The organism is Paenibacillus sp. Y280 (genome assembly GCF_056786335.1).
Window position 1 is genome coordinate 68,404 of record NZ_JBXCIW010000015.1, and the last position, 12,968, is coordinate 81,371.

The 12,968-nt window shown below is 47.4% G+C and carries 14 protein-coding genes; 5 read left to right on the plus strand and 9 right to left on the minus strand.

All coding sequences use genetic code 11. The features are described from left to right. Nucleotides 1-14: 14 nt before the first annotated feature. A complete protein-coding gene (locus AC1TPC_RS18735) occupies nt 15-1,016 on the minus strand; it encodes a Gfo/Idh/MocA family protein (RefSeq protein WP_482068313.1) in 1,002 nt (333 codons plus the stop codon). Nucleotides 1,017-1,234: 218 nt separating this feature from the next. On the opposite strand from AC1TPC_RS18735, the gene AC1TPC_RS18740 reads away from it, so the two are divergent. Next, nucleotides 1,235-2,071, plus strand: a complete 837-nt coding sequence (locus tag AC1TPC_RS18740; RefSeq protein ID WP_482068314.1) for a helix-turn-helix transcriptional regulator — start codon at nt 1,235-1,237, stop codon at nt 2,069-2,071. Nucleotides 2,072-2,103: 32 nt separating this feature from the next. Here the strand turns inward: AC1TPC_RS18740 and AC1TPC_RS18745 are convergent, their stop codons facing one another. Continuing rightward, nucleotides 2,104-3,114, minus strand: a complete 1,011-nt coding sequence (locus AC1TPC_RS18745; RefSeq protein ID WP_482068315.1) for a Gfo/Idh/MocA family protein — start codon at nt 3,112-3,114, stop codon at nt 2,104-2,106. Between the two features lie 27 nt (nt 3,115-3,141). Then, nucleotides 3,142-3,990 (minus strand): sugar phosphate isomerase/epimerase family protein, encoded by an 849-nt coding sequence (locus AC1TPC_RS18750; RefSeq protein WP_482068316.1) that lies wholly within the window; start codon nt 3,988-3,990, stop codon nt 3,142-3,144. Between the two features lie 172 nt (nt 3,991-4,162). On the opposite strand from AC1TPC_RS18750, the gene AC1TPC_RS18755 reads away from it, so the two are divergent. The 3 genes from AC1TPC_RS18755 to AC1TPC_RS18765 all read left to right on the plus strand — a co-directional run bounded on the left by AC1TPC_RS18755 (nt 4,163) and on the right by AC1TPC_RS18765 (nt 7,153). After that, nucleotides 4,163-5,068: an AraC family transcriptional regulator gene (locus AC1TPC_RS18755; RefSeq protein ID WP_482068317.1), complete on the plus strand. Its 906-nt coding sequence runs from the start codon at nt 4,163-4,165 to the stop codon at nt 5,066-5,068. Nucleotides 5,069-5,240: 172 nt separating this feature from the next. After that, nucleotides 5,241-6,320 (plus strand): Gfo/Idh/MocA family protein, encoded by a 1,080-nt coding sequence (locus tag AC1TPC_RS18760; protein ID WP_482068318.1) that lies wholly within the window; start codon nt 5,241-5,243, stop codon nt 6,318-6,320. Nucleotides 6,321-6,487: 167 nt separating this feature from the next. Continuing rightward, nucleotides 6,488-7,153: an SIMPL domain-containing protein gene (locus tag AC1TPC_RS18765; RefSeq protein WP_482068319.1), complete on the plus strand. Its 666-nt coding sequence runs from the start codon at nt 6,488-6,490 to the stop codon at nt 7,151-7,153. 67 nt (nt 7,154-7,220) lie between these two features. Here the strand turns inward: AC1TPC_RS18765 and AC1TPC_RS18770 are convergent, their stop codons facing one another. The 4 genes from AC1TPC_RS18770 to AC1TPC_RS18785 all read right to left on the minus strand — a co-directional run bounded on the left by AC1TPC_RS18770 (nt 7,221) and on the right by AC1TPC_RS18785 (nt 9,306). Beyond that, nucleotides 7,221-7,397 (minus strand): hypothetical protein, encoded by a 177-nt coding sequence (locus tag AC1TPC_RS18770; RefSeq protein WP_482068320.1) that lies wholly within the window; start codon nt 7,395-7,397, stop codon nt 7,221-7,223. A gap of 145 nt (nt 7,398-7,542) precedes the next feature. Beyond that, nucleotides 7,543-8,022, minus strand: a complete 480-nt coding sequence (locus AC1TPC_RS18775; protein WP_482068321.1) for a hypothetical protein — start codon at nt 8,020-8,022, stop codon at nt 7,543-7,545. 92 nt (nt 8,023-8,114) lie between these two features. Next, the gene (locus tag AC1TPC_RS18780; protein WP_482068322.1) at nt 8,115-8,861 is read right to left on the minus strand and encodes a GTP pyrophosphokinase; all 747 of its coding nucleotides are present in this window, start codon (nt 8,859-8,861) and stop codon (nt 8,115-8,117) included. A gap of 28 nt (nt 8,862-8,889) precedes the next feature. Beyond that, nucleotides 8,890-9,306 (minus strand): MarR family winged helix-turn-helix transcriptional regulator, encoded by a 417-nt coding sequence (locus AC1TPC_RS18785; RefSeq protein ID WP_482068323.1) that lies wholly within the window; start codon nt 9,304-9,306, stop codon nt 8,890-8,892. Nucleotides 9,307-9,411: 105 nt separating this feature from the next. On the opposite strand from AC1TPC_RS18785, the gene AC1TPC_RS18790 reads away from it, so the two are divergent. Next, nucleotides 9,412-9,873, plus strand: coding sequence for a MarR family winged helix-turn-helix transcriptional regulator (locus tag AC1TPC_RS18790; RefSeq protein ID WP_482068324.1), 462 nt, complete (start codon nt 9,412-9,414; stop codon nt 9,871-9,873). Nucleotides 9,874-9,947: 74 nt separating this feature from the next. On the opposite strand, the gene AC1TPC_RS18795 is transcribed toward AC1TPC_RS18790, so the two are convergent. After that, nucleotides 9,948-11,570, minus strand: a complete 1,623-nt coding sequence (locus AC1TPC_RS18795; protein WP_482068325.1) for an MDR family MFS transporter — start codon at nt 11,568-11,570, stop codon at nt 9,948-9,950. Between the two features lie 203 nt (nt 11,571-11,773). After that, nucleotides 11,774-12,895: an NADH-dependent flavin oxidoreductase gene (locus AC1TPC_RS18800; RefSeq protein WP_482068326.1), complete on the minus strand. Its 1,122-nt coding sequence runs from the start codon at nt 12,893-12,895 to the stop codon at nt 11,774-11,776. Nucleotides 12,896-12,968 lie beyond the last annotated feature (73 nt).

The window sequence follows — 12,968 nt, forward strand, 5'->3', positions numbered from 1 at the left end:
AGATAGTTGCAGCGTTAAAGGATGACACGTGTACGCTCATGAGCTGAAAGCAAGCAAGCGTCAATGACCTTCATATTGCTTATAGCATCAGCGCCGCCGAATTGCAGCTGCGTACCGCTCCGAATAGCCTCAGCGATATGGTCGGCCTGAGCGGTGTATGCGTTCACATGCGGCACCTCGACCTCGCGGCGTTCACCCTTAACACTTACGAAGAAATTGCCGCTGCCCGGCTCCCCGGTTACGAATGCGGATGGAACCTCTATGATGCCCTCGGTGCCAAGCACCTCCAGCGGGTTGCGGAATGCCGCCCACATGCCGCAATCGAACGTCAACGACACAGCTCCTTCGAACTCAATCAATCCAGATGCCATCATATCGACATGATCATGCTCCGGCGAAAATAAAGCCTGCACCGTCACCGCTTCCGGCTCCTTGCCAAGCAGCAGGCGTGCGGCATTGATCGGATAGCAGCCGACATCATAGATCGAGCCGCCGCCCCATTCCTTGCGGTATCTCACATTTTCCTTATGGCCTGCGTTGTTGAAGGTGAATGCGCTGCGAATGCCGCGAACGTCACCGATTTCTCCTGCGTCGATCAGCTTCTTGATCATGTCATACCTTGGATGGTATCTATACATGAAAGCTTCAGACAATAGCACGCCAGCCTTCGCCACAGCTTCCGCCATCTCTGCTGCTTCCTTCTCTGTCAGTGCTAGCGGCTTCTCGCACAAAATATGCTTGCCCGCCTCCGCAGCCCGAATCGTCCATTCCCGGTGCAAATGATTCGGGAGCGGAATGTACACGACATCAATGGAAGGATCAGCCAGCAATTCTTCATAGCTGCCATAGGCTGTCGGTATATCCAGCTCTTCTGCCGTTTTCTTGGCATTGTCCAAGCTGCGGCTCGCAATAGCAGCAACCTCGTTTAATTCAGACCGTTTCAGGCCAGGGATAACCGCTCTTTTGGCAATACCCGCGCAGCCCAAGATGCCCCATTTCAGCTTATCCGTCTTCATCCCAGCTTCACCTCAGCGATTATTTTATTATTATATTGTGATTGTAAGCATAATTACTCATACCGTTTGATTTCATTGCAGGTCATTAAATGCTTCTAAATAAAGTAGAAATGGAACGGTTAACTTATGCTTGCCTCTAGTTTAAAGTAGAACATTCAAAAATAAAATGATATTATTTTGTTATAAGTTATAACAATATTGTCATTGAGGTGAATCCTATGCAAAGGCAAACCCTTCTGCTTACGCTCCCGCAGAATCCGTTCTTTTGTTTCCCGGAATCAGTCGGCCACTACTGGGATCACCCCGAGCATTACTCGATGCGAAAAGCCGGCTCTTTAAACAATTTTAATATTCATTACGTCGTATCCGGCAAAGGGTATGTGGAATGGGACGGCAAGGTGCACACGCTTGAGGCTGGGGAGGCCGTGCTTTATTTTCCGCTGCAGAGGCAGCATTACTATAGCAGCAAGGATGATCCATGGGACATTCGCTGGGTACATTTCTATGGAACAGGCCTGCAGGATTATATGATCGAACGAGGCTTTCACAAAAGCCAGCTTTGGACGATACGCCAGCCTGCCGCATGGGAGCAGGTGCACGAGGAGCTGCTTGCCGAAGCGGAGACGCATAGAATGCTCCATCCGACGAAGCTGTCTGCCCTGACCTACGCGATTCTCGCCGTGTTTGTGGAGCAGGCTGTCCCGATTTCGGGAAGCAAGGCGAGCACATCCGGCAACCGCATCTTGGAGCTGCTTCCGCTCATGCAGCAAGAGGCGACGCAGCCCTTTGTGCTGGAGCACTGGGCCGAGCATGCCGGCGTATCCCCCTATTATTTCTGCAAGCTGTTCCGCAGCGTCATGGAAATGACGCCTATGGATTTTATTACGCGTTGCCGACTTCAAATGGCGAAGCAATGGCTGCTCGAGCGCAAAGAGATCAATATCGGCCAAATTGCCGGCGATGCCGGCTATCCGAGCGTCAGCTACTTCAACAAAAGGTTTATGGAGCATGAGGGCATGACGCCAACCTTATACCGGCAGCTTTACGGGGTATAAAGTAAAAAGCTGCGCCTCTTGGGCGCAGCTACTTATAATTGGACCAATATGCCGCCTTCATCAGCCGAGCGCATCTCCGCTTCAATGATTTCAAGCGTGCCTACCGCGCTTTCCGGCGAACAGATCGATACTGGCTTTCCAGCCTCAACCGATTCGATGAAATATTTGATTTGGCGGTAATAGCCCATTTCCTCCGACAACTCAGCGATAAAGCCCGGAGCGTTATTCGGATTCACCTTCACCTGGCCATTTTCAAATACGAGATTGCCGCCTTCAAAATTAACGCGATACGTCATCGAGAAGCCGAAATCACCCTCTAAAGTCCAGTCCGCTTGCGCATTCAGCACCTTGCCGTCGGGATATATATAATGGGTAGAAACGACGTCATAGCCGCTTCCCGGTATGACGCTGCGAGCAAGCGTCGATACCTTCTCCGGCTTGCCGAACAGCCAGTGCACCATATCCGCATCATGAATATGCATGTCGAGCAGACAGCCACCGCTTTTGTCACCTTCAAGGAACCAGCCCTTCGGCGCACCTGAGCCCCGGAAGAAATAACCGCCGGTGACAGCTCCGAAACGATTATCCTCTACGCTAGCCTTCAAATATTCATAGGCTGGCCAGAATCGCAGGCATTGGCCGATCATCAATGTTTTTCCCGTACGCTTTGCCGTGTTCGCCATCCGCCAGCCGTCCTCTGAACTAGATGCAACCGGCTTCTCGCAAAGGACATGCAGCCCTCTCTCAAGCAGCGAGCAGGCTAGATCAGCATGCAAATAGGTTGGCAAAGTAATATCGACGACATCGAGTTCCTCGTTCTCCAGCATCGCAGCAATACTATCATACAAGTTGTAGGGAGCAAGATCGTAAACATCCTGCTCCGTTGCGATATTGCCGGACGCCTTGCCTTGCTTCAGCTCTTCGATCAGCAGATCGCAGATGGCTACTAGCTGTACCGGCGCTCCCTCAGAAGCAAGACGAACATAATTGTCAAAGTGCATGCGTCCCATAAACCCAAAGCCGATCAATCCAACCTTTAACATCTTATAACCTCCTAGTAGATTTATTAATTATGAGTACTGACGTCCCAGAATCGCGTCCATCGCTTTAGAAGTGTTGAATATGATCTGTTCCGAATGATGATTGTATGGCGGAATCATTTCTCCCGTAACGTAATTGCTGTAGCCAATCGCACGAAGCGCTGTCATAACGGCCGGATAGTCTACGTCTCCTGCCAGCAAATCTACAAAGCCGTGCAAGCCGCCTGCTTGGCGACGATAATCTTTAAAATGCACCTTCTTGATGCGATGGCCCAAAATTCGAATCCACTGCTCCGGATAACCATTCTGCAGCGCATTGCCAACGTCAAAGTAGGAGCCGATATTAGCGGAGCCATGAGCATCAATGAATGAACGCATTTCCAGCGGCGACAGCAAAAATTTGTTCCATACGTTCTCGATGCCGATAGAAACCCCCGCGCTCTCTGCAAAAGGAACCAGCTTCCCAATCGATTCAAGCGCCCGGTCATACGCATATTCATAATCGGCAATCTCGCTGTCTGGTATAAAATCAACGCCAACCGCGCCGGGTATAACGAGGATCGTATCGACGCCAAGCGCCGCAGCCAGCTCCAGCTGCTTCTTGCATACATCAATCGCTTTCTCCCGCGTTGCCGCGTTTTCGCTTGTCATCGGATACGACCAATACAAGCCGGTCGCGAGGCCCGCGATTTCAAGCTCCGCCTCCTCGAGCCGATTTTGAATATCGCGGATTTCATTGTCCGTAGCTGCCAGGCTTAGCTCACCCGTTTCGTTCAACGACAGCTCGATTCCGTCGAAGCCTGCCTTCTTGGCGGTCGTTATGCAATCAGCAATAGTGGAGTCGCTTTTAAACGACCAAATATTAATCCCTTTTTTCATTGGAAAGCCTCCTATGCTTTTTAACTTATTACGTGATATTGAACTGATCGATTGAGCATGTGATAATACGTATATAATAAACGATTTCTAACAAAATATATTTAGCTGTTAAAGCGATTATTTGGACGATTCCGTTCTCTTTTTCAAATATGCACAGGAAGGAGCCTGCAGCTTGGAGAAGCCCGATTCCATCTATCCCAGCATTCGTATGACAACGTTTCGAGAGTGGTCGCCAAGCGTCCATTACGCGCAGTTCCAGCGCATGCCGTCCGGCGTTCTTCCTAGACGCAGACTCTATGATTTCGAGCTGCTGTACGTATGCCAAGGCGAAGCGGCTACAACGATGGCCGGACAGCGCCATAAGATCGAGGCGGGACAGCTTATCTTTTTGCCATCTGGCGTCTATCACCAAAATGAAGTCGTTTCCAGCCCTGACGCTCGATTTCTGGGCATTCATTTTGACTTTTTCGATGAGCTCGACATTCAGACGGAAGCCGACATGGTTGTGAACGAGGCGTCCGTTCAGACTAATAAATTTACGTTTGAGCCTTGCATCGAGGGTTTTGCGCCGTTGTCTAATCATCCGGTATATACGCCCCCTCTCGTATGCGTCCAATTGATGGAGCAGCTCGTCCATGAGTTCACGATGCGCCCGCTCGGATATGAGCTCGTCTGCAAAGCATTGATGCTCCAAATCCTTGCCCATTTGCTTCGATCGCCATTATCGCGCGCCTCCGGGCAAGCCTCCTTGCACGGCGGTAAGCTTGCTGAATTGATGGAACAGATTGAAGCAGAGCCTTCCGCCAACTGGACAAACAAGGCAATCGCCGAAAAAATGAATTTGAGCGTTGACCATACGGCCAAGCTGTTCAAACAAATCGCCGGCATGCCGCCGAGCGAATGTGTGCAGTCCATTCGTCACCGCGAAGCGAGAAGGCTGCTTCGAGAGTCGGATCAATCGATCGAAAACGTCGGCATCCTCATCGGCTATTCCGATATTCACTATTTCAGCCGTATTTTCAGCCGCCATGAGGGAATCTCTCCCCGGGAATACCGGAAGCTGTCGAAGATTTTATAGAGATTCTTCTGCAGCTGCACAGGCTCCTGACCCCACCTCCTAAGCCATAAATGCGATTAATTGGTTTGGCGGCGATGTCATGATTTTGTAGTTGCGATGTCCTTTTATCGCATTTCATGGCTTGTAGAGCTGTGCTAAAGTAAAGGCAATACGATGAAAAGAGGGACATACGATGACGAGAACGATTCGAATTGGAATAATAGGAAGCGGCGGCATTGCTAGAGCCCATGCTTCTGCTTATAAGAAAATGCCCCATGTTGAAATTGTAGCGGTAGCAGACAGCTTGGCGGGAAGAGCGCAAGCCTTCATCGAGCAGGAAGGTCTTGTCCATGCTGCAGCATTCGAGGATCATAAGCAGCTGCTAGAGCTTGATATTGACGGCGTGAGCATCTGTACGCCTAACTTCGCCCACCACGAGACTTCTGTAAACGCATTAAATGCGGGCAAGCATGTGCTTGTCGAGAAGCCGATGTCTGTAACGCTCCAGCAATCCATCGACATGGTTCAAGCGGCTGAGCGCAGCGGCAAAATGCTGACCGTAGGCTTCCAGCCAAGGTACGACCCCAACATGTCGTTAATTCAAGAAATCGTGCAATCAGGCAAGCTTGGCAACGTTTATTTTGTAGAGACAGGCGGCGGCAGACGCCGCGGCATGCCTGGCGGCACCTTCATCCGGCAGGAGCTGGCTGGCGCAGGCGCTATGGCCGATATCGGCTGCTATTCGCTTGATATGGCGCTTAATGCGCTTGGTTATCCGAAGCCGCTTACCGTATCGGCATATACATCCAATCATTTTGGTACAAACCCGAAATACCATAGAGAAGCCGCTAATTTTGACGTGGAGGACTTTGGCGTAGCGATGGTTCGCCTTGAAGGCGACATCGTGCTGAATTACAAAATCAGCTGGGCGATGCATATGGATACGCTTGGAGCGACTATGTTTCTCGGAACAGACGGCGGCCTTAAGGTTACGCCGGCAGGCACCGGCCCTTGGAGCGGCGTATGGGATGGCAGCGTGGGCAGCATGACGCTTTATCATGATGTGGTGGATCAGCATATCGAATCATCCATTCCGGTTATCCAGCACGGCCTTAATTTGTTCGACGAGAAGGTCAAGGACTTTGTCGTTGCTATTGCGGATAATCGCCCTGCCCCAATTCCTGGCGCGGAAATTTTGTATAATCAGGCGATTATTGACGGCGTGCTCCGCTCCGCAGCAAGCAAGCGCGAGGTTTCAATCGATTTGCCTTAAATTACTTATTTCTATTATACTGGCGGCGCAAGAGCTCATTCTTGCCCGCCATTTTTGTATTTTCTGCTAGCTGCTGCCGTATGCAAGAAGAAACAGAGAAGCAAGAATTTTGGAGAGCTTTCCTCCATACATTAGTTTATCTCGCTTTATATGAAAGGAGCTCTGCGATGTACGGTAATCCCATCTATTATCCGGCTTCTCCCGCTCCATGCAAAAGTCTGCCCACCATTGAGGTTTTAGGTGAAGGGACGGTTGCCGCTGCTCCAGATCGAGCCTTGATCATCCTTGGAGCCGTTACAGAAGGAATGGACCTTCAGAAAGTCCAATCGGAAAACGCGCAAATCGTGACGAACATCATCCAGTCCCTTCAAGAATTGAATATGCCTCGTGAAAATATCCAAACGAGCGATTATCGAATTGAAATTCAGTATGATTATCCAGACGGCCAGCAAATTTTCAAGGGCTACAAGGTAACCCATCTGCTGCAAATCACCCTTGACGAGGTAGACCAGATTGGAAATGTTGTGGATACTGCCGTTTCTCATGGGGCCAATACGGTGTCGTCCATTCAATTTTCCATCGTTCAAAAAGAACGTTTTGAAACGCAAGCATTGTCGCTTGCCATCCAAAATGCCCGGCATAAAGCTGTCGCCATATCGCACACTCTCGGAGCCTCTATCTCTCCATTGCCCAGCAAAGTTCAAGAGCTGTCAAGCGGAACCGAACCTATCCCCTTCAGGAGAGCTCTCCAAGCCGATTCTATCGTTACGCCCATCGAGCCCGGGCAATTGACGATCTATGCCGCAGTACGTGTGTGGTATTGGCTTGTATAAAGAGAGAAGGATACAAACAAAAAAAGCCGTTCCGGAAAGGAACGGCTTCATCCCATTGAGCTGCGTATTAGACAGATGATATAATGCCGCGGTTGCTGTTCTTCGCAAAGTTAATAATGGACTCGTACTGTGTCTTAGCGATACGACGGTCAGACATCGGAAGATGAGGGTTTTTGACAATCTCAGCGAGCTTCTTGAGCTCATGCATCTCTTCAGGTGTCACTTTAACCGTTGTTTTCCCCAAGCGCTCCACCCTCCTTTAAACATTTTTTTGGAGTGAAACTTTCATCTTAAACATTCGATTCGTTTGTTAGATAAAAAACTCGCTCCGCAAGGGTTACCTTTTTCATCTATGGTCATTATACGCAGCACTTAAGTAAACTTGCATATTATTTCGACGGTGGTCGCGGATTTTGATCATCCATTTCTTCCGGAAACAAATCTGCGAACTCTTTATTTTGCTTGCTCTTCAAGTAGGATAAGCCAGCATAGCCAGCAAGCAAAGAACTGCTCACAACCGCAAAATTATCCGTTGTATTCGCCATGGAAAGCGCTGTTTTCGCTAGTATTCCAGTCCCAATCGCGATCAGCAAATCGCCTAGAAAACCAAGATCAAAAAATATTTTCTTCTTCGCATTGCTATGGTTCCTGAGGCCGATGACGAATATAACAAAATAGTACGCCCGCTGTATCCATTTCATTAACCAATTCGACGACAGCGTTAATCCAGCCTCATCATATTCTATGACGAGCTTCGGCAATTCGATAATCCCATTTTTCACAAAATGACCAATTAAGCCTCCTATCAAGCTCATGGAGATCGATAAGCCAAACACCTGAATGAATGCTTGAAAGCTGGAAATGACCATCGCCTTATGACCACCCTTCAACAACGCATTTCGTTCGGTAGTATGTAACGCACTACTTTCACTTTATGTCATTGACAAAAGGTTCACGACTATTATTTTAGCTCGCCCTCATCGAATAGATCGAGCAGCATGCCGGGAATCGCAAAGCTCTGATTGTTCATGAGCAGGCGAATCATCTCATCCCCGATATCATCCTCGCGTTCTTCCTTGATCGCTTCGATCTCATTGTGGAGGCGTTCCATCTTCTGATCCAGCGCGGAAGCGGATTCAGCTGCCTCCTTCAGCTCTTCCAACAGCTGCGGCGGAATGGATTGATTATATTTATAATAAATTTTGTGCTCAAGACTAGCCCAAAAATCCATTGCGATCGTCCGAATTTGAACCTCTACACAAATATTCTGAACCCGGTCTGATATGAATACCGGAACCTCAATAATCATGTGGAGGCTTTGATAGCCATTTGGCTTTGGTTTTTTTATATAATCTTTAATTTCGATTATTTTTAGGTCACTTTGATTTTTCAGCATATCTTTAATGCGATAAATATCCGATATGAATGAACAGGTAATGCGCAAGCCTGCAATATCCTTAATGTTGCTGCGAATGCTGGAGAAAGTAAGATCAGATTGCTTTCTGTACAGCTTCTCCAAGATGCTCTTCGGCGATTTCAAGCGTGAGCTAGTATGCTCAATCGGATTATAGGCATGCAATAAATGAAACTCCTCTTTCAAAATCTCTATCTTCGTTTCCAGCTCTTGAAGCGCAAACTTGTACATCATCAAAAATCGTGTAATCTGATGCTTCATTTCTTTCATTTTGTGCATTTGATCCATAACCATCCTGCAATTTTCCCCTTCCATGCATGTGCTAATCATTAAAAAGCGTAAATATCCGTCTCAAATGAGCCAAATCCTCCTGCGAGACACGCTCGCTCATATAACGAATGATGGCCTCGTCGTTTTCTTCAAAGGATTTGATATACTGCTTGCCCTCATCTGTAATTTCCAAATAAACGACACGCCGATCTTCATCACCGCGATATCTTTGAATAAGCCCACGCTCTACAAGCTTGTCCACGATAAGCGTCACGCCGCCAGCTGTAATGAACAGCAGCTCTGCTAGATCCGTTGATTTCATCGGACTTTGACGATCCAAATATTGAATCATTCTCGTCTGGTTAACAGAGAAGCTGCAATCCATGCCTTTGTACCATTCGGCTTTCAGCTTTTTGTAAACACCCTTTAAAAGGGGAAACAGCTCCTTCCATTCCTCATAATCGTGCATCTTGGACCTCATTTCTTTTCTATCATTGACTTATTAACCTCAATCTAACTATAATTGCGTTGGTAACCTAATTAAATGATTAAATAAATTCACTGAGGTGAATCAATGAGCACGGATAAATATGAAAACATTTCGGATTTAATGAATGTTTTCCAACGATTTGGACGAGCAGACTGGCGTAAAAAAACGTGGGGAGGACTTAAGGCCAGTGAAATCCGAATGCTAATATGTGTAAAGCAATGCAACGACAAAGGTAAAGCAAACACTAATGTATCAGAAATAAGCAAAATGCTTCAAGTCACATCGCCTACTGTAACACAAATGCTCAATAGCTTAATTAGCGCTGGCTATGTCCTGCGCTCCGCCGATAAGACTGATCGGAGAATAACGGAAATTACGTTAACCAACAAAGGCGAGCAGCTCGCCCAGAAGGCGTCTGAACGATTTAATACTATTTTCACAGGGATGGTCGATCATTTAGGCAAGGAGCAAAGCGATCAGCTTGTCAGCCTGCTTAATCAGGTTTTTGAATATCTCGAGACTGTAAAAACGAATGATGAGTTTTAAATATAGAAATGGGATTTCGTTGAAAGCATTGCTGCAAACAACGAAATCCCGCCTCTGCGAGCCTCTCTTACTATTTAATTAAGAGCTGGCTCTTTTGTTAATTTATCCCTCTGTTCTACACTCGCTTTAGCTTTCATGTCATTGGAGGTACGAAGCGGAATTTCTTTCAAGAAAAACACAAGAACGAATGCAATGATCAGCAATGCCATGCCGAATAGGAATACGACCGTAAGCGAGTCGCTTAGTACCGAACGCACCATTTCGATAATATGAGTAAATAAAGGCTGAATCTGTTCAGGAAGCGTTGCATGCAATTCCTTCAGCTTAGGCTGATCAAGCAGCATTTGCGGATTGAGGAAGCTCGTCAGCTTCTCAGCTGTAGCAGGATCTACCTTCGAGAGATCCGGGCCTTCTCCTGCTTTTACCGCATCCGAAAGCTTGCTTGTCAACGTCGAGTTCATAACCGTACCCATTACTGCAATTCCGATCGTCCCGCCAAGGTTACGGAATAAGGTAGCCGTAGCGGTAGCTACACCCAGCTCAGAAGGAGCTACAGCGTTTTGAACCGTTAACGTAAATACAGGCATCGAAATACCAAGGCCGATACCAAATACAATCATCGCTGCAACCGCAAAGCCAACATTAGTCATAAAGGCCATCATAAGCATGCCTACTACCATAAATGGCATACCCGCAAGCGCAAAACGTTTGTATTTGCCTGATTTTGAAATCCAGCGACCCGATAACGTACTGAGGATGATCATCGCAATCGACATTGGCATGTTAACGAAGCCTGATGTGGTTGGCGATATGCCAAGCACGCCCTGTACGAAAAACGGCAAATACATCATTGCGCCCATCATTCCGGCATTCATGAGGAAGCCAATGGAATTCGAAATGGTAACAATGCCGTTCTTAAACATCGATAACGGCAGCACGGGACTTTTTGCTTTGCGTTCAACAAGCAGCAAAAGAATTAAGAAAACGACCGCTGCACCAAGCAAACCGATAATTTCGAATGAATCCCAGTCATACTTCGTTCCTGCCCATGAGAAGCCGAGCAGAAGTGAAATAATGGTCAGCGATAGAAATAAGGATCCCAGATAATCGATCGATTCCGTTGTTTTGCGAACTGTTTTCGGGAACATCGACCAAATCATCCCGAAAGCGACTAGACCAAGAGGAAGGAATATCCAGAAAATCCATTTCCACGCGATGTGATCGACCATAAATCCGCCAAGTGTCGGACCAATAACACTAGAGAAGCCAAAAATAGCCATCATTATGCCGGTCCATTTAGCTCTCTCACGCGGTGCGAACAAATCCCCTACCGCTGTGACGGTGGCGGACATGAGAATACCGCCTCCTATGCCTTGAATACCCCGATACGTAATGAGCTGAAAAATGGTCGTTGATGTCCCGCACATAAAGGCACCGATAATAAAAAGTACAATCCCGACGAGCAGGAATGGTTTACGTCCATAAATATCAGACAGCTTCCCTACCAATACAGTGGCAATTGTTGAGGTGAGCATATAGATCGTGATGACCCATGTGTAATACTCTATGCCCCCTAAAATTGCAATAATCCGCGGCATTGCTGTGCTCACGATCGTCTGATTGATAGCGGCGAAGAACATCGCTGCCATCAGAGCAATCATGATTGTAACTTTTTTCTTTTGAGTCAATTGCTCCATTTGCCCTGCACTCCTAAATATTAAATATTTTTATTATTATGGCCTATTGGCAGCAAAACTACTTTTTTTAATTTAGTTAGGTTGCCAACCTATTGTATGATGATACAATAACTTTAGTACTAAAACAACTAGCAAATCATTTTTAGTTTTCAAGCAAGCAAAAAAAACAGGCCAGAGTAATCTCTGGCCTGTTTGCTTCTATATTAATCGCCTAGCGGGAACCAACCTGGTGTATGGACAATAGCCTGCCAGAGTGGCGTCGGCACGACCAAACGATCTTGATCAGCTCTGCTAAGCGTTGTTTTTATTTCCGATTCCCTACCCTCGGCCACCTTCTCGACCCAATCCGGCTCTATGATGAGCTCGCGGCCAATCGCAACGAGCGGAATGCCTATGTCAAGAGCCTTCACCGCATCATCCGGCGTATGAATGGAGCCGACACCGATAATTGGCACCAAATGTCCTACACGCTCTTGTATCCACTCTATGCGAGCTTTCGTCTCATCCGCGCCGCGCCTTGGCAGCGACCAGAAATCCTGCAGCGAAACATGAAGATAGTCCAGCTCCTTCTCAGCAAGCTTATCTATAAGTCTGAAGGTATCCTCCATCGTTATGCCAGGTGTCGTCGCTTCCTCAGGAGAGAACCGGTAGCCGACAAGAAACGGTCCCTTCGCATGCTTAGCTGCGACACGCTTTACTTCATCTACCACCGCTAGCGGGAAGCGCAGTCTATTTTCAACACTGCCGCCCCATTTATCTTCACGCGTATTCGAATGAGCAGAGAAGAATTGCTGCACGAGATAACCGTTGGCGCCATGAATTTCAACGCCATCAAAGCCTGCTTCTATTGCTCTTCTTGTCGTTTCTCCGAAGTCGCGGATAATGTCCTCGATTTCTTCATTCTGCAATGCTCTAGGAACTCCATTTGCATTTTGCTCGGACGCTACAGCACTTGCGCTTACTACATCGCCATTCACTAAACTAGGCGGGCATTCTCTGCCTCCATGAAAAATTTGCAATACAGCCTTTGCGCCTTTTTCTTTGATCGTAGAAGCCAAGCTTCTTAAGCTGTCAATCATTTCGTCGCTATCGCCCGCAAATTCCCCTGGAAATCCTTTGCCGTTTGGTGAAACATAAATGCAGGCCGTAACGACTAGTCCCACGCCGCCTGATCTGCGGCCATAGTATTGAAGCTCAGAATTGGATACCGTTCCGTCTTCATTCGAGGAAAAATTCGTCATTGGCGCCATCACGACGCGATTTTTTAATTCAACACCGGATTTCAAAGCAAAAGTTTCAAACAATGGCTTATAATTTGAGTTCATTTATTTCATCTCTCCCGTTTCTCATTTATCTGCTCGCTTTAACTGTAACTTTTTTCAATACTGTAATATTAGT